The sequence below is a fragment of the Fodinibius salicampi genome, assembly GCF_039545095.1.
Classification (GTDB): Bacteria; Bacteroidota; Rhodothermia; order Balneolales; family Balneolaceae; genus Fodinibius; species Fodinibius salicampi.
The window spans coordinates 264,401-281,241 of the sequence record NZ_BAABRS010000002.1 but is presented as its reverse complement, the minus strand read 5'-3'; the positions used below and the strand labels follow the sequence as shown (position 1 = coordinate 281,241).

Here is a 16,841-nt window from a genome sequence, read left to right as displayed (position 1 = left end):
GCTGAAAGTAAAAAATTTAAGCTTTGAACTTTCAGCCTTCATCTTGTATTCCTCAACTACTAAACCTACTCTTCTCACTCTCCCACCAGCTCTGCACCAGTACCCATCCCAAAGCGATGATGCCTCCCAGCATTCCGGAAACAACCAAAATTAACATTCTGTTGGGGGCACTGTTGCTATGGGGCACACTCACCGGCTGCAGTATAGAAAAGACCGGCGTCTGCTCCTGTACCTGCAGGCGGGCCTGCTCCCGACGCTGGCTCAGGGAGTTATAAATTTCAAAAGCGAGGTTGTACTGCGACTGTAGTTCCTGTTCCCGGGTTTGGGCCTTGGCCGTTGCCAGGTTTACATTACTGTCCCGAAATTCCGCTCGTTTTTGCTGGATTTTTTCAAACCGTTCCCGGGCACTTGCCAACTGTTCTTCTATATATTTCAGATCTTCCTTGGCCTTCTGCGTACGGTATTCCCGCACATATTCTTTTAATAATACGATACCATTTTGAGCTATTTCAGCTGCAGCCTGGGGATCAGGAAATTCAGAGTTTATCGTAATCGTATTACCCTCACTATTAACCGTCAATCTGCTTTTCAATTTATTCGCCGTACTCAGCTGACGCTTACTGATATGTAACACCGAGTCACGATCCACTTCGGTGATTACTTCTTCCTCTTGGTCCTCATCGGAAGAGCTAAACAACCCTATTATTTTACCCGGCAAACCAATCGTATAGCCTTTGATAAATCCTATTAAAGAAAAAGGTTCGTAAATTTCACTAAAAAATACGTGGGGCGTTACCGTAGTATCATATTCCGAAAAAGTGACCGGTTTATTCATCAGCTCTACCTGGTAGGGGATACTCTCCAAAATATCGGGGTAAAGAGAAGGGGGTATACTCTCATTCATCATATTCCCCCCCCCGCTAATTCCCAGCATCCCACCGTACTGTTGCAAAAGTCCGCCCGCTCGTCCCTGCGCAGATTCACTTTCCGGCATCAGGGTAGCACTGGTGGAGTATTCCACCGGACTAAAAAGAGCGATAAGCAGCCCTAGTACCAGGAAGCCCCCGGTAATTTTGGCAATAAGCATGCGCTTGCTCCAGAATGTCTGGAAGAGCTCTATAAGATCAATCTCGTCTTCCTCAATGGGCTGGTAGTCGTATTCAGGAGGTCCACCGTAATATCCCTGTGGAGGTGGGTTTTGGGGTTGGTGCCCTTTCCCGGGTTTGTGATGTTCGTTATTTGGGTCTTCTGTACTCAGCGCTGATCTGTATTAGTAATTCGTATTCTAATTTCTAATTATTTAAACATATCTCAATTGTATCCAGGATTAAGGTTAAGGCTGAGGTTGAGAGGTTTTCTTAACCTTAACACGTAACCTAAACCTTAGCCCTCAACCTAAACTTTTCATAATCTTATTCAGTTGATGGAACAAGTCGTCATACGCTTCAATAAGCTTATCAACTATTTGTTCATCAAAATATTTTACTTTCTGTCCATACAGCAAGTGGCTCTGTGTTTCAAAGGCAGAACCGCGAGCGACAATATAAAAATTTCTTTTGTCTTTCCGAGTATTGCGACCAAAACCTTCAGCAATATTTGCCGCAATACTATTTGCTGATCGTCTTATCTGGGAGGTCAATCCGTAGTCTTCAGATCGAGGGAGTAGCTTAGTCAACTCAAATACCTTATAGGACAATTCATTGGCTTTCTGCCAAACGTTCATATCACGAAAACTTTTAACCATTGCGCCTCTCAACCTTAACCCTCAACCTTAACCTTACATGTAGCCTGCCGCATACAATTCTTATGTCGTTATTTGCCAGATTTTATATTTCGCAGTTTAAGCTACGACGGCTAATATAAAAATTTCGCATGTCTTTTTTAGATTTTTTCATAGCCAGACCTTCCAGGTTTTTGAATCATGATAGTAAATAGAAATACCAAAATATCTTCCTTCCTTTCTATTAACGAAAAATGGAATCAAGACAGTGGAAAATTCTAAAAAACTCTTCCAGCCCAGGATATGCTCTTGTTCTCTTTCGCCTTTTATCATTTTACTCTCCCACTTTTGGATCGCCAAAAATGGCACAAAAAGACCATGCCAAAGGAGGGGGACTTTAATTTCTGGCCTTGTAAAATCAGATATCCGGGCAGGTGAAGACGGAGAACGGCCTTTATTTGGGTAATCGATCTATCACTGGCGCGGGAATTCATTCCCGCGCTACTTATTAACAAGCATATCCATATCCGATTAACTTTTCAATCCTCCTGCCCTCCTTCTTCAGGGAGGAACTCCCCAATACCGGCCTTTGAATATGTTGCTGGTAAAAGTGCAGGGGTTTTAGTGGTAAAAAATCATTTTTGTCTGACGACCGGCAGGGAGGAGTTTTAAATGATTTTAACGTAGGCCCCTAAACGGCAGCAACATTTTCATCGCCGGGGAGTTGTTTGATCATCCAAAAAAGTATTACCCTATGTTCTTTTCCGCCTTTTGGCATTGCCCCAAAAGGCTCGTAAAAACGCTGGGACCATTTATCTCCTCGGTGCGGACTACGTTCATTATCGTTGATTACGGCTACCGCCCGCCCTTCGTCACACAGAAATGGTCCGGGGTGGGCTTTGTCACTTTCAATTGGGTTTAAAATATCCCGACCTTGAAAAGTCGGGCATCCGGATAGGTAGGACAGAGAACTAAGTCGACCTATCACTAGCGCGGGAATTCATTCCCGCGGGCAAGTAATAAAAGGAGCAACTCCTTCTTTTTTGATCCATCCCTTCCCACAAGTAAGAAAAAAACACTAATAACTGGTCCAAGTTGTGAACTCCTGAACCTGCTATCCGATATCCGCTATCTGCCATCCGCCATCCGAACTATAGAGATCAAATTGGAGCATGGCTGCAAAAATGGTATCTTTAGAAGCTTAAATTTAATGATGCTAAACAAACTGATATTTCATGATGAACGCAGCCTTTTTTCTGATGGGAAACCCCGATCAGGCCGGATGGATGAACCTGATCTTCCTGGGAGCTATTTTTCTTATCTTTTACTTTTTTATCATTCGTCCACAGAGCCAGCGCCAGAAAGAGATTAAAAAGATGGTGGATAATCTCGAAAAAGGCGATAAAATCGTCACCTCCGGCGGAATGATTGCCAAGGTAAAAACTGTTGATGATGACACCGTATTAGCGGAAATCGATAATGGCGTCAAGGCACGTTTTAGAAAGAGTGCCATAACCGACGTCAATCCCAATCAAAACGACTAAGTTAAATATTCAGGCTATGTCCGGTGATATTACATTCGATAGCATTGAATCGGCTATCGAAGACATAAAACAGGGCCGCATGGTTATCGTCGCAGATGACGAAGACCGTGAAAACGAAGGCGACTTTGTGATGGCGGCTGAAAAAGTTACGCCCGAGGCTATCAACCTGATGGCCAAATACGGGCGCGGACTTATTTGCGTGCCTATCAAGCGCGAAAAGGCATATTCCCTGAATCTCGACTATATGGTAAGTGAGGGGGCAGATCCCGATGAAGCTGCCTTTACCGTCTCCGTGGATCACCGGGAACTCACCACTACGGGTATTTCGGCAGCCGACCGCGCCAACACCATTAATGAACTTATTAAAGATAATGCCGATCCCGATGCTTTCCGCAGGCCGGGACATGTATTCCCGCTCATCGGGGTGGAAGGCGGGGTGCTTCGCCGCGCCGGACATACGGAAGCGTCCATCGATCTGGCTCAGCTCGCGGGATTAAAGCCTGCCGGCATTATCTGTGAGATCATGAAAGATAACGGCGCCATGGCGCGCCTGCCGGATCTTGCTGAAATTGCTGATGAGTTCAATATGAAACTCATTAATATTAAGGATCTGATCTCTTATCGCATGAAGAATGAATCTCTTGTGCGCAAGGTGGTGGATGTTAATCTGCCAACCATCTACGGAGAGTTTACCCTTCATGCTTTCCAGGAACGCCTGACCGGCGACCATCACCTGGCACTGGCCAAGGGGGAATGGACGGAGGACGAGCCGGTGCTGGTACGGGTACACTCTTCCTGTATGACCGGGGACATTTTCGGATCCAAGCGCTGCGATTGTGGTGAACAGCTGCATCAGGCCCTGCTGAAGGTAGAGAAAGAGGGCAAAGGAGTCGTCCTCTATATGAACCAGGAAGGCCGGGGCATCGGACTGGTTAATAAACTCAAGGCCTATAAGCTCCAGGAACAGGGTATGGATACGGTGGAGGCTAACGAGGCTTTGGGCTTTGAACCCGATCACCGCGACTATGGAGTGGGTGCTCAAATTCTTCGCTCACTGAATATTTGTAAGATGCGCCTGATGACCAATAATCCTGTTAAACGTGTAGGACTGAAAAGTTTCGGCCTTGAAATGACTGAGCGCGTACCTATAGAAGTAGGAGCCTACCCGGAAAATGTTCGCTATCTCAAGACCAAGCGCGACAAGATGGGTCATAAGCTTAAGCTGGACGAACTGGACCCGCATAGCCCCAAATTCCTTGACAGTATTGTCCAAGAGGACTAAAGGAGTTGAATGTTAGAAGGTTAAAGGTTGAAAGTTAACTTCCGACCTCATATCTAACCTGCAACATTTAACTTTCCAACCTTAAACCATCATACATAGCTTTTCTTATCTGCCGTAATCATCCTGAAGGCGGACGATATCATCTTCATCCGAAGGGTTCTCTGGGTCTGTATGCTGCCATATCTCAGCCAGTACCGCCCAGTTATCCAGTCCCACCAGACGATGACGCTCTTCCTGCTCAAGGGTTACAGCTTCTCCCGATTTATACCTTTCAAGTTCACCCTGTTCATCTGTATTACTTTTAATTATCCCTACGGGGCCATCCACAACCTTCCATATTTCTGCACGCCGGTAGTGGTATTGCCAGGAGAGCCGTTTTCCAGGAGCCACAATTAATATCTTGGGACTTAGCTTGCCGGATATATTTAATTCGTCTCTGGAGTAATCTGTAAAATAAACGTTTATAAAATCTTCGGTCTGTTCCTCAGCTATAACAAAAAATCCGCCCCACGGCCGATTCTCATCCTGATCAACGATCGAAAAACCCTGCCCTGCAAGACGATCGTGAACCCTTTTAAATATTTCTTTTTTCTTTTCCTTTAGCTCGGTATCGGTATCCATAATGGCTGACTTTGCTCCTTTCTTTACCAGTCTTGATTGATCCGTAAATAAACGGAAAATATATATAATAAATAAGGAGAAATTATTTCGTCATCTAACCATAACCTAAATCCAAGCTCCATATTATTCTCCTCTACGGGAAAGGGCCAGAAAGGTGAGTAATGTCAGGTGTTTGTTTTGATCTGACAATTTTCCCGGCCTTTGAATATGTTGCTGGTAAAAGTGCGGGGGTCGTAGTGGTAAAAAGTCATTACTGTCTGAGGACCGCCAGGGACGAGTTCAATGATTTTAGCGTAGGCTACCCAAACGGCAGCAACATTTTCATCGCCGGCGACGTTTTTGGGTTCCGTTTTTGCTTCGTTTCAAAAATGGAACAAGAAAAAAATATAAAAAGAACCGATCTGATCATCCCCTTGCCCCCTTTGGTTCTTCTTATGATGCCTTTCAACGCTCATGCCAAAAGGGGGACCCTTCATCGGCCTTTCAATATGCTACAGACCAATCAGAGTTATAGATAAATAGTAGGAGAAGAAAATCGGCGTCACCACTAGAAGCCTTAAAAACCCGCTCCCTCATTCAGATCTACTTTGTATGCTCACCATTTTCCAGTCGCCAGATATCAAGAGGATTCTCATCCTTAAGCTCATCCGGAAGCTGGCTTTCAGGGAAATCCTGGAAACAAACGGGACGTGCAAACCGGTCAATAGCCGAGGTACCTACCGAAGTAGTACGGCTGTCGGTGGTTGCGGGATAGGGTCCGCCGTGTATCATGGCGTGATTGACCTCAACGCCCGTGGGAAAGCCATTAAAAATCAGGCGGCCTACCTTTCGCTGCAACACCGTTACCAAATCGGAATATGTTTCCAGATCCTCTTCTGTTCCGTAGAGCGTAGCAGTAAGATGCCCCTGCAGATTCTCCGCAATGTCAATCAGATCGGCTTTTCCCTCCGCTGATATTGTAAGCGTAGAGGGGCCGAACACTTCCTCTTCCAGCCCGTCATTAGCAAGGAAATTTTTGGAATCCACCTTTAAAAGATGGGGCACTCCGGTATTCGGTGATCCATCTTCCGATCCTGAAGCGACCAGCTGTACGCCTTCCTGCTGAAGCAGCGTTTCCAGACCTTCTTTGTAAGCCGATTGAATTCCTGAAGTCAGCATGGTACCCGTGCCTGCCTTCTTAAAATGATCGGCTACCGCCTGGTGAAAAGCCCGGGCCTCATCTGATTCTTCGTAGGCTACCAGGCCGGGATTTGTGCAAAACTGTCCGACCCCCAGGTTCACCGAGTTCGTCAATCCTTCCGCAACCTCATCTCCTTTCTCCCTGAGTGCTCCCGGGAGCAGAAAAATAGGATTGGTACTGCCCATTTCAGCATACACCGGAATTGGCTCCGGCCGGCTGGTGGCCGCATCGTACAAAGCCTTCCCTCCTTTAAAGGAGCCGGTAAACCCAACCGCTTTAATCAGCGGATGCTCGACGAGTGCCGTTCCTACCTCGTGGGAGATACCCTGAACCATCGAGAATGTGCCTTCCGGCATGCCGGTTTTTTCGACGGCCTTTAGAATGGCACCAGCCACCATTTCGCAGGTGCCGGGATGGGCTGGGTGCGCTTTTACCACAATGGGACATCCGGCAGCCAGTGCCGAGGCCGTATCTCCGCCCGCCACGGAAAATGCCAACGGAAAGTTACTGGCGCCAAAAATAGCAACCGGACCCAGCGCCATCTTCATGCTTCGTACATCCGGGGCCTCATCCGAGCGGTCGATCCGGGCGTCCACCCAGGAACCCTCACGAACGACATCCGCAAAGAGCCGCAGCTGATTGAAGGTGCGCCCCCGCTCCCCGGTCAGGCGTCCTTCAGTCAGGCCCGTTTCTTCGCTGGCCCGTTTGATCAGGGCATCACCAAGCTCCATGATTTCATCGGCTATGGCCTCTAAAAATTCAGCTCGATTGACGGTGCTCTTCTGGCGGTAGTCGTTAAACGCTTCTTCTGCTTTCTGTACCGCCTGATCGACTTCATCGCTCGTAGCCTCAACATAGTCGGGTTTTAGCTTGCTTTCTGTTTCTGGATTTATTCCTTGAAATGTTTTACTACCGTTACCTGAGCGGTGACTTCCAATAAAATTTTGACCTGTAAGTGCCATATCTAATTATCTGACTTTGTTAATTAATGTACCAATGGGTTGAATCGTAATACTTATTTTATCATCATGCTGTAGCGTAAACTCATTAGAGGGCACAATCCCCGTTCCTGTCATCAACAGGCTTCCGTGGGGAAATGAGCACTCTTTGTATAAGTAAGAAACAAGTTCTGTAAAATTTCGTTTGATCTGATCGATCGTAATGTCATCTTCAAATACTAGGGTCCCCTCCCGCTCCACCTGCAGCGCAATAGTGGTATCCTGCGGTAATGGCTGATCGGTTACATAAATACAGGGGCCCACGGCAGCAGAACCGTCATAACATTTGGCCTGAGGTAAATACAGCGGATTTTCTCCTTCAATGCTGCGCGAACTCATATCATTGCCGATAGTGTATCCCACGATCGTACCCTTGGAGGTGATCACCAATGTCAGTTCGGGTTCGGGCACATCCCAGGTGGAATCATCACGTATCCGCACGTATTCGCCGGAACCCACCGTTCGATGTTTGGTCGCCTTAAAAAACAGTTCCGGACGCTCAGCGCTATACACCCGGGCATAAAAATCACTGCCCCCGGCTTCTTTCGACTCTTCCTCGCGGCCCAGCTTGCTATTATAGTATGTGACGCCGCTAGCCCATATTTCCTGCCCGTCCACAGGAGGCTGCAGCTCATTAGCAATCAGATCCGGACCATTCGCAAACGGCTTATTGGATGACGCAATGTCCTTTATTTTTTCATACAGCCGGTCATCGTTAATAAATTGATCCCAGTCCTCATCTTCCAGCAAATAAAATTCATCCCGGTGTTTCAGCAAAATACCCTGACTGGTCTTATAGATTTTCATAATTTTCAAAAGGTCAGTTTAAAATAAAGACAATTTTAAAAAATACATTAAAACTTATTCCCACCGTTCTTCACCCTCTAACAGATATTTTTTTGAGAAGTTCTTCATTGAGTTCAAGACCATATGATCTTACTCTTCTGAGTTGGCATTTAGAAAGTCGTTCACCTCCAGCCAATGCATAAAGGCTTCAAACCAGCGATTGCTGGTGCGATCCGGATTTCCGAGGCCGAACCCGTGCCCTCCATTCTGATAAAGGTGAAACTCAACCGGTACGCCCGCTTCATACCAAGACTTGATTATGCCGAACTTACCGTTGAAAAGAAAATCATCGGCAGCAATGACATTGAACATAGGCGGAGCGTTCTTTGGTACCTCAACTGCACCCATGCCGCCATAGATCGGCCCGATGAAGGCCAGTTCCATGCTCTCAGAGTTAAGCGTAGAGTGCATTGTTAGTCCCGCACCAGCCGAAAAGCCGATCATGCCCAGCCGATCGGTATCCACGCCCCATTCCTTAGATCGCTCGACGATCAGGTCATATGCGGCCTCAGCATCCTCGAGCTGGTTGGACAGGTCGCGGCGTGGTCTACTTGGCGGTCCTTCATCTTGTGAAGAAGTGTCAGCGGCGTCATCGAACGTTCTATTCATCGACTCTCTGAAATCATCAAGTGACTCTGGGGTTGGATGAAGCCGGTATTTGAGTACGAAGGCAGCGATGCCCTGATCCGCCAGAGCCTCCGCTACTTCCCAGCCCTCATTGCCCATAGAGAGCCACCGGAAACCGCCACCGGGCGCCACGATAACCGCTGCGCCGTTTGCTTTGTCTGATTCGGGCAGGAAGGGAGTGAGAGTGGCTTTAGAAATGTTTCTTGCCATCGGGTCGCCCCACTGACGAAACCAGGTTTCAGGTGCGTCTTGTTCCTCAACTCCACCGGTGCCGAGCGGAATGGCGTTCGGCTCGTCAGGGGCTTCAAGTGGATAAATGGTCCCGTCCTGCGCTATGGCAGAAGTAGAGAATACGAGCGCTAAGGTAGCAAATATGAGTACTGAGGAAAGGGTAGCTATTCTAGCCTGATTCATAAATGTAATAGTCATGACTGGGTGATTAATAGTTAGAATATAAATGTATAAAAATTATGTGGAATTCGTATAGCTCCACCAACTAAGGATAGAAATTAAATACACAGTAGAAATATTGATCCATTGTTTATTTTAAATCGATGTTCCTGTTGCCCTTGCATCTTTGGCTAATAAATTATTATTAACAATAGTTGATTTAACCGATGAACAAATAAATAATAAACAATGTAGTGGCCGCTGTTAATCCCAGCACAAAGGTTCCCAGGCTAAAAAGCCGGTAGCCCATCTTGGTATCCATGCCTGTCAATTGGGTAACCACCCAGAAAAAACTGTCGTTCGCATGAGAGAATACGGATGACCCAGCCCCTATTGCCAGAACCACTATCGCCTTTTCTATTTCAGTGACAAAACCAAGGGTCTCCATCATCGGGGTCATAATTGATGCTGCCGTTATAAGGGCCACCGTAGATGATCCCTGAGCGGTTTTTATAGCCGCTGCTAATAAAAAGGGCAGCCAGATACTAAGGTCAATATCTGACAGCATTTGTCCCAGCATTTCGGCGATCCCGGAATTCTGCAGTACCTTCCCGAAAATACCCCCGGCCCCGGTAATCAAAATAATGGAGGTGGCGTCTTTCAGGGCTTTTCCCACCCAGCCGGAAGTAGATAACATGGAAGAATCCAGCTTTTGGGGGAGTAAAAATGCCAAAAACATTCCAATAAGCAAAGCAATAAACGGTTCCCCCATAAAGAGGATAACGTTTGCCACCTCAGCATTGATTGTTTCTTCATACATATTAACAATCGACCTGAGTACAATCAAAATAATAGGTACAAACACAGGCAGTGAAGACTTGAAAGCGCCCGGTGCCTTTTTCATGCGGGCGGCCATCTCTTCCTGGTCAACTTCCGGAATGGGATCGATGTAGGTTTTGGATACGTATTGGGTGGAATAAATGAGTGCGGCAACCAAAGCAATAGCACTGACCGGTATTGCCAGCATCATTACGAGTCCCAGGTCGGCATTGAGTATACCCGCTGCTGCTATCGGGCCCGGAGTGGGAGGCACCAGTGTATGGGTGACCGTTAATCCCAGGGCCAATGCCACAGCTGATCCTGATAGTGTAATTTTAGCCTTTTTTGATAAACTTTTATTGAGGGGCGAAAGCAGGATAAAAGCACTGTCGGCAAATACAGGGATGGATACAAAGTATCCAATAATGCCCATTGCAGTCGGCACTCGTTTTTTGCCGGTCAGGTTCAGTACCTTGTCTGCTATTTTATAGGCTCCGCCCGAATTCTCCAAGAATGCCCCAATAATAACACCGAGTATAATAAGCAGCCCAATACTGCCCAGAGTATCGCCAAATCCACTATTAACGGATTCAATGATTTCATTAAGGGGCATGCCGGAACATAAGCCGTAAAAAAGGGAAACCAGAAAAAGGACAATGAAAGGATGAACCTGATATCGGGCGGTCAACAGGATGATCAGGACTATACTAAGAAGGAGATAAATTACCACCATAACATGGGCAGCCTATTGGCTATTTAACGTGAGTTCGATATAAGAATTTAAAAACATTGATATAAGCTAAAAGCAGTACGGTCGTATTGCAATACGACCGTACAAAGTCTATTTAATTAGTGCAGGTCCCGATCTACTTCAGAGCTTTTTCCCTTTTCCCATTTTTGTAAGTCGTAAATTTCAAATCTTTAAATTAAAATAATAGCGCTACAGTTATGTATCATAATCCGTTAATCAATCATTAGAATATATCATTTCTATCTTCAGATGAAAATCGAATTGTATTTATTTGCCTTTGTTGGAATCTAATGAAGTCGTTATTAATCAAACATTCTTCCGGCCCCCTCTTTATTTCTCTGTCAGGTATAATGAACAAGGAGAGAAAAACAATTTATCCGGATACCGGAAGAGCAAACTTTTTTGGAAATCAAACCAGGTGCGATTCCTCTTCCTTCTCCTCCTCCAGGCTGTCAACCGCACGGGTAATGTTCAGATAAAACTGGCTGGGACCAATAATATCTTCCAGACCCGACCGCTTGAATATATCCCTTACAGGTCCCTTTACACCCGTAAAAATCACGTCAATACCCCCGCTTTCATACTCCTCGGTCAGTTCTTTGAGTGCGTGCCGGGTACTTGCTTCGACCTCATTAATACCGATGGCATCAATAATAACCTGTTCCAGATTCTTGCCGCTTTCAATTTCGAGCTCTTCCAGCTTTTCCTTCATATAGGGAATATTCGCAAAATAAAGGGAGGCATCGATGCGGACGATAGTGGTATGTGTCTGCGTTAATCCTTCAGGATGGCGCTCTAAATCCCGATAATGTTCCGTATCCGGAAGACGACCGAGCATTACAATATTCGGATAGCTGCTGCGGTGAATGACGATCGCCAGGGAAATAAGTACCCCAATACCGATACCTACCAGTATTCCCAGTCCAAGCGTGGCAATAAAAGTAACCATCATAAGTACAAACTCACGCTTGCGTACCTTCCACAAAAAGCGGGCCTCTCCTAATTCTACCAGGCCCGGTACAGCCGTAATTATAATGGCCGCCAGAACCTTTTGGGGCAGATAATAAATTAGATGTGTTAAGAATAACACGGTTAACAAAACAAGTACAGCACTGACCAACAAAGAGATACTGGTTTTTGCCTTATTTGTATCGTTAACGGCTGTGCGCGAAAAACTACCTGCCACTGGATAGGCATTAAAAACAGATCCCACCATATTTGCCAGCCCTATACTGAACAGCTCCTGGTTGGATTCAACCTTGTAATCGGGATTACGGCGGACCATTGCCTTTGCCAGGGCAATAGACTGGGTAAAACTCAGCTGACGGGAAGTACCAAATATGGCATAGATTGCAAGGGGGACAACAGAGGCGTAGAGTCCATATACGGAGGTAGTGCAGCCAGCATGGCATAAGCCATACTTTGGGGAATCAGTAAAATACCAACCGTTAAACCAGCACGTAAATCTTTATTTAAGTAGGAACTGTTATAGTCCCTAAGCCAGTTGGTAATTGGGATATAACGAACAAGCAGCGTTTTATCGCTGTGATTCATCGCTTATTTATACCCTGCTTTTTTGAAATTCCTCACGCACTTCTCATTTTAAATTGCAAATAATGACCTCTGATCATTCCAGGATATTCCACCGAAAACAATTACATCGGGGATTAGCCAGTAGAGGGAAGATGGGCACCTAATGTTGTTGTCGGTTAATTAGCATGGAGGTTATTGGGCACCATAGCCATTAGGGTGTCAGCCAATTAACTTAATATTTACCCGGATTTTCAATATCCGGGACCTAATAAAAGATCTAAAAGTCACTGGGTATGGAATAACATCCCTGGTAATAAGAATTTCTGTCCACTAATACGACGGACAGATAAACTAAAGAGCTTTAGTACAAAAGAGTTTGAGGCACTAACTAATGATGAAGTGGATATATTAAAAGACACTTACAAAAAGATATTTATGGAATAACACTTTTAAATTCCTTGTTGAATCTCCTTATACTTTCGTTTCACTACTTCAGCAATTTTTTTTGAAGCTACACTCCGATATCCCCCATTCCTCCACAACATACCAACTGTTCGACAAGGAATCGGGTTCCTTAATTTTATTGCCTTTAATCCATCAGATACTTTCATTTGCATAGTCAGTGCAGGCAAAATAGTCCCAACGGTAATGTTTTTTTCCAAAGCAGCAAGAAGACTGTTAATAGTATTCATTTCAATTTGTACTTCCGGACTTATCTTAGTTTCTAAAACACAATCTTCCCAAATACGACGTGTACAATATCCTTCGGGAAGTAAAATCAATTTTTGTTGATCAAGTGAATTCACATTCATCCAAGCTTTCTCTGCAAATTCATGATTTGGATTAACAATTAGTAATAAGTCTTCCTCAAATAATGCATCGAACGTCAACGACCGCTCTACAGTTGGATTGAAGCTTATTCCTACATCCAGTTCATGATTCTGAACTTTATGTTCTATTTCTGGTGCGGCCAGTTCCTGTATTTTAAGCTGTATATCTGGAAACTGAGATGAAAAAAAAGATACTACTCGAGGCATCAAATAAGCATTTACAGTTTGCACCACCCCAATAGTAAGAGTACCTCGATATAGCTCTTCCAATTCATCAATAGCCTTTTTGACCCCGTCCACTTCCTTTACAATTCGTTGTGCACGTTGATGCAGCAGCTTTCCTGCTTCTGTGAATCTAAGTCGTTGACCAGAGCGATCGAATAGCTGTACTCCAAGTTCCTCTTCCATACTCTTCACCTGCTGTGAAATCGCTGATTGCGAAATATAAAGCTTGTCTGCTGCTGCTGTTAAAGTGCCTTCCTTAGCAATTGAAAGTAAATATTTAAACTGTCGTAACTCCATAATCACTATAAGTTTTACTTATAAAAGATAGAAGTAAATATCGATAGACTTATACTTAAAAACCAGCCATCTTTAGACTCAACAAAAATTAATATACAAACAACTCATGAGACTACGATTTATACTCTTTACCCTTTTCACCTTGACAATAAGCCTATTCTCTTCAGTCAACATGTATGCCCAGAAAGCTAGTGAACAACAAATTTTAGGGCTTAATACAACTGATATGAATATTACTGAAGCCAGTGTCACCTACAACAAAACAACAGATCAACTCATTTTCCAGATGGAAGTCGATGGAACAGCCGGGCACACCAAACCTGAACCAGCCGGACAGCTCAATGGAGCCCCTGTCCTTGGGTACGTATTTCCTACTACACTCAGTCCGACTGCTGTGGGATTTGGCGATGTGGAAGGCATTCTGGCTTTTGCCATAACTTCTCATCCGGATTTTGATGACACCCCGCTTTGGGACGAAAATGGAGACCACAATTACGAAAATGACGGTAAATGCTATCATACGCACTGGGTGGTGCTTGGGGAAGATGATCGTGTGGAAGGTGGACTTTCCGTAGAAGAGTTCGACAAGGAAGATCAAAGCGTGGTACTTCCACCCACCAATCCAGGCATGTCAATGTATCTTGATTCACCGGGTTTCCCCGTAGTCTTTGATGATGATATGTTGAGCGTTGCCGTACCAGCTCAAAGAGTAAGCAATGAGAAAGCGTTCAATTATGACGGCGTAGCTGCTTATATGGAAGTTTCAACCGAGAAAGGCCAGCCTATGCTGGGGGTTTACAAGGTGTTTAAGGTGTTATCAGGTGATTTAAGCTTGCCTTATTCAGTACAACAGTAATGATTAACCGGTAATAATAATTTCAGTAGTAAGGCGATGTGACCGAGTGGCAGGTGGGAGCTTGCAACGCTTCTTACGGTGGTTCGAATCCACCCATCGCCTCTTTTTGTTATTAGTTATTTAGTTCAATTTGCAATATGAAGAACACTATCAAAAAGAATATTCGGAAGGTTGAAAATCGCATTACTCAAGCCTGTCAGCGGGTGAAACGAGATCCCAGAGATATTCAAATAATTCTAGCTGTCAAGACGGTTAAACCCGAACATATCCTTACAGCGGCCGATTTGGGTTACCCAATGGTTGGTGAAAACCGAGTACAGGAAGCACGTCGAAAAATAAAGCAACTGAGTGATCGTGCGGACAAGTTGGAGTGGCATTATATCGGCCATATTCAAAGCAATAAAGTCAATAAGGTTATAAGATTTGCTTCGATGGTGCATTCTATTGATCGCATGAAAATTGTACGAAAAATGAACCACCGCCTTAAAAAGGTTGGAAAGACAATGGACGTATTAATCCAGGTAAATACCTCAGGAGAGGACAGTAAATACGGCATTCATCCGAGTGATGCTATCAACTTTGTCAGAGAAGCAACCAAATTTAAGCGACTTAACATTAAGGGCCTGATGACTATCGGACTTTTCTCAGATAATTGGCCGAAGGTGCGTGAAGGTTTTGCTCAGTTGCGACAATTGCGCGATACTATTTCCGACCAAAATATTCCGGATATTCAAATGCAGCATCTTTCTATGGGAATGACCAACGACTTTGAATTGGCCATCGAGGAAGGTGCAACAATGGTTCGAATAGGCCGGGCCATTTTTGGTGAACGCGATACCCCTGATTCTTATTATTGGCCGGGCATTGACTCAGCACCATATTCATCCAATCACATATCCGAATAATGCAGCCTAAATCATAGGTATATAGAAATTAGATAGAAATGGAAATACATTATTTGCAACATGTCTCCTTCGAAGGACCAGGTTATATTGAGACCTGGGCCGAACAACAAGACCATAAGCTAACCGGTACACATCTATTTAATGCTGAGACGCTTCCCGCATCTGAAAATATCGACGCATTAATTATAATGGGCGGTCCGATGGGTATTGACGACGAGCAAGATTATCCTTGGCTGAAGAAAGAAAAAGTATTCATTAAGGAATGTATCAGTCGCAAGAAAAAAGTGTTGGGAATCTGTTTGGGAGCCCAGCTTATCGCTGATGCGTTAGGGGCAGAAGTAGTGACTCTCTTAGAAAAAGAGATCGGTTGGTTTCCGGTACAGTGGACCCCATCTGCACGAAATCATCCTACGTTGAATTTTCTTCCTCCTCAACAAATAGTCCTTCACTGGCATGGTGATATGTTTTATCGTCCGAATGGTGCTATCAATTTGGGATGTAGTGAGGGTTGCGAAAACCAAGGTTTTATGCTTGATGATTATGTACTCGGCCTGCAATTCCATTTGGAAATGACAAAAGAAGGGTTATCTCAACTTATTGAAAACAGTCAGCATAAAAATGGTAATGGTCGGTTTGTACAAAACGCCGAGCAAATGCTTACCGAAGGATATTTCGAGCAGAATCATAACACAATGTGCAAATTGCTTGATCGGTTCATAACGTAGCAATACCTGCTTCATTTTCTTATGAATACTAAATATCAGGTTTCCGCTAAGCTATACGCCGTCTGATATGAAGGTGCCGGATACTAAGAAACAATGCCTTGTATTACTATTGTTTTCAACCATCCTAAAACCTATAACCAATTATAACAGATAACGCATAAGAATTAGTCCAAAAGTACCATGTAGATTTGTACGATCGTTATCCTTTAACGCTAACTGAAGGTAAGGGCGTTCATGTTAAACATAGTGATGGCAATGAGTATCCTGCTACACTGGCGGGAATAGCCGTTAAAATGGGCATTTAACCCATAATATCAAATAACTACTATAGCACTATAGCATTCTCCAAAACAAGCTGACTGAGAAATTTGCCGAGATCTCGGGCCTTGATAAATCTTCTTTCGGTAACAGTGGTTCAGAAGCGGTAGAGCGAGCCATAAAATCGGCTCGAAAGTTCCGGAAAGTGCATAATAAAAAAAGGAAAGTTATTAGTACTAATATTTGCAATACTAAATAATAAAACCCCGCAAGTCAAAAACTTACAGGGTTTGCAGTGGGCGATGCAGGATTCGAACCTGCGACTTCTTCCTTGTAAGGGAAGCACTCTAAACCGCTGAGTTAATCGCCCATTTTAAGAGAGCACAAATATACGGATTATTTAATATCTCCCAAAAAGAAACATGCTTCTTTTT

17 protein-coding genes and 2 tRNA genes are annotated in these 16,841 nt (G+C 44.5%); 7 read left to right on the top strand and 12 right to left on the bottom strand.

Features of this window, described 5'->3' with window-relative positions; all coding sequences use genetic code 11:
• Positions 1 to 52: 52 nt before the first annotated feature.
• The 3 genes from ABEB05_RS09075 to ABEB05_RS09065 all read right to left on the bottom strand — a co-directional run bounded on the left by ABEB05_RS09075 (position 53) and on the right by ABEB05_RS09065 (position 2,708).
• Complete coding sequence (locus tag ABEB05_RS09075; RefSeq protein ID WP_265790137.1) at positions 53 to 1,129, bottom strand: Wzz/FepE/Etk N-terminal domain-containing protein; 1,077 nt, start codon at positions 1,127 to 1,129, stop codon at positions 53 to 55.
• A gap of 261 nt (positions 1,130 to 1,390) precedes the next feature.
• Positions 1,391 to 1,723, bottom strand: a complete 333-nt coding sequence (locus ABEB05_RS09070; RefSeq protein WP_265789487.1) for a four helix bundle protein — start codon at positions 1,721 to 1,723, stop codon at positions 1,391 to 1,393.
• A 688-nt stretch (positions 1,724 to 2,411) separates the two neighbouring features.
• Entirely contained in the window at positions 2,412 to 2,708 is a 297-nt protein-coding gene (locus tag ABEB05_RS09065; RefSeq protein ID WP_265789485.1) for a hypothetical protein, read from the bottom strand.
• A 247-nt stretch (positions 2,709 to 2,955) separates the two neighbouring features.
• On the opposite strand from ABEB05_RS09065, the gene yajC reads away from it, so the two are divergent.
• Both yajC and ABEB05_RS09055 read left to right on the top strand, forming a co-directional pair.
• Positions 2,956 to 3,264, top strand: a complete 309-nt coding sequence (yajC, locus tag ABEB05_RS09060; RefSeq protein WP_265789484.1) for a preprotein translocase subunit YajC — start codon at positions 2,956 to 2,958, stop codon at positions 3,262 to 3,264.
• A 16-nt stretch (positions 3,265 to 3,280) separates the two neighbouring features.
• Positions 3,281 to 4,546 carry a bifunctional 3,4-dihydroxy-2-butanone-4-phosphate synthase/GTP cyclohydrolase II gene (locus ABEB05_RS09055; RefSeq protein WP_265789483.1) on the top strand — a complete coding sequence of 422 codons (1,266 nt, stop codon included), beginning with the start codon at positions 3,281 to 3,283 and terminating at the stop codon, positions 4,544 to 4,546.
• A 105-nt stretch (positions 4,547 to 4,651) separates the two neighbouring features.
• On the opposite strand, the gene ABEB05_RS09050 is transcribed toward ABEB05_RS09055, so the two are convergent.
• From ABEB05_RS09050 to ABEB05_RS09015, 8 genes are all read right to left on the bottom strand, one after another.
• Positions 4,652 to 5,167: a cupin domain-containing protein gene (locus ABEB05_RS09050; RefSeq protein ID WP_265789482.1), complete on the bottom strand. Its 516-nt coding sequence runs from the start codon at positions 5,165 to 5,167 to the stop codon at positions 4,652 to 4,654.
• 582 nt (positions 5,168 to 5,749) lie between these two features.
• Positions 5,750 to 7,309, bottom strand: a complete 1,560-nt coding sequence (locus ABEB05_RS09045) for an aldehyde dehydrogenase (NADP(+)) (RefSeq protein WP_265789480.1) — start codon at positions 7,307 to 7,309, stop codon at positions 5,750 to 5,752.
• A 6-nt stretch (positions 7,310 to 7,315) separates the two neighbouring features.
• A complete protein-coding gene (locus ABEB05_RS09040) occupies positions 7,316 to 8,152 on the bottom strand; it encodes a fumarylacetoacetate hydrolase family protein (RefSeq protein ID WP_265789478.1) in 837 nt (278 codons plus the stop codon).
• Positions 8,153 to 8,281: 129 nt separating this feature from the next.
• The gene (locus ABEB05_RS09035) at positions 8,282 to 9,232 is read right to left on the bottom strand and encodes an alpha/beta hydrolase (protein ID WP_345694278.1); all 951 of its coding nucleotides are present in this window, start codon (positions 9,230 to 9,232) and stop codon (positions 8,282 to 8,284) included.
• A 196-nt stretch (positions 9,233 to 9,428) separates the two neighbouring features.
• A complete protein-coding gene (locus tag ABEB05_RS09030; protein WP_265789474.1) occupies positions 9,429 to 10,760 on the bottom strand; it encodes a GntP family permease in 1,332 nt (443 codons plus the stop codon).
• A 427-nt stretch (positions 10,761 to 11,187) separates the two neighbouring features.
• Positions 11,188 to 12,063, bottom strand: a complete 876-nt coding sequence (locus ABEB05_RS09025) for a SulP family inorganic anion transporter (protein ID WP_345694264.1) — start codon at positions 12,061 to 12,063, stop codon at positions 11,188 to 11,190.
• Between the two features lie 32 nt (positions 12,064 to 12,095).
• The gene (locus tag ABEB05_RS09020; protein WP_265789472.1) at positions 12,096 to 12,332 is read right to left on the bottom strand and encodes a SulP family inorganic anion transporter; all 237 of its coding nucleotides are present in this window, start codon (positions 12,330 to 12,332) and stop codon (positions 12,096 to 12,098) included.
• A 428-nt stretch (positions 12,333 to 12,760) separates the two neighbouring features.
• Positions 12,761 to 13,663 (bottom strand): LysR substrate-binding domain-containing protein, encoded by a 903-nt coding sequence (locus tag ABEB05_RS09015; RefSeq protein WP_265789470.1) that lies wholly within the window; start codon positions 13,661 to 13,663, stop codon positions 12,761 to 12,763.
• 106 nt (positions 13,664 to 13,769) lie between these two features.
• Between ABEB05_RS09015 and ABEB05_RS09010 the strand changes: the two genes are divergently transcribed.
• The 5 genes from ABEB05_RS09010 to ABEB05_RS17110 all read left to right on the top strand — a co-directional run bounded on the left by ABEB05_RS09010 (position 13,770) and on the right by ABEB05_RS17110 (position 16,666).
• Entirely contained in the window at positions 13,770 to 14,519 is a 750-nt protein-coding gene (locus ABEB05_RS09010) for a hypothetical protein (RefSeq protein WP_265789468.1), read from the top strand.
• A gap of 32 nt (positions 14,520 to 14,551) precedes the next feature.
• A tRNA-Cys gene (locus ABEB05_RS09005) sits at positions 14,552 to 14,621 on the top strand.
• Between the two features lie 35 nt (positions 14,622 to 14,656).
• Entirely contained in the window at positions 14,657 to 15,424 is a 768-nt protein-coding gene (locus ABEB05_RS09000; protein WP_265789465.1) for a YggS family pyridoxal phosphate-dependent enzyme, read from the top strand.
• 38 nt (positions 15,425 to 15,462) lie between these two features.
• The gene (locus tag ABEB05_RS08995; RefSeq protein WP_265789463.1) at positions 15,463 to 16,149 is read left to right on the top strand and encodes a type 1 glutamine amidotransferase; all 687 of its coding nucleotides are present in this window, start codon (positions 15,463 to 15,465) and stop codon (positions 16,147 to 16,149) included.
• A 340-nt stretch (positions 16,150 to 16,489) separates the two neighbouring features.
• Complete coding sequence (locus tag ABEB05_RS17110; RefSeq protein ID WP_350356649.1) at positions 16,490 to 16,666, top strand: aminotransferase class III-fold pyridoxal phosphate-dependent enzyme; 177 nt, start codon at positions 16,490 to 16,492, stop codon at positions 16,664 to 16,666.
• Positions 16,667 to 16,703: 37 nt separating this feature from the next.
• Here ABEB05_RS17110 and ABEB05_RS08990 read toward each other — a convergent pair.
• Positions 16,704 to 16,777: transfer RNA gene (locus ABEB05_RS08990), tRNA-Val, on the bottom strand.
• Positions 16,778 to 16,841 lie beyond the last annotated feature (64 nt).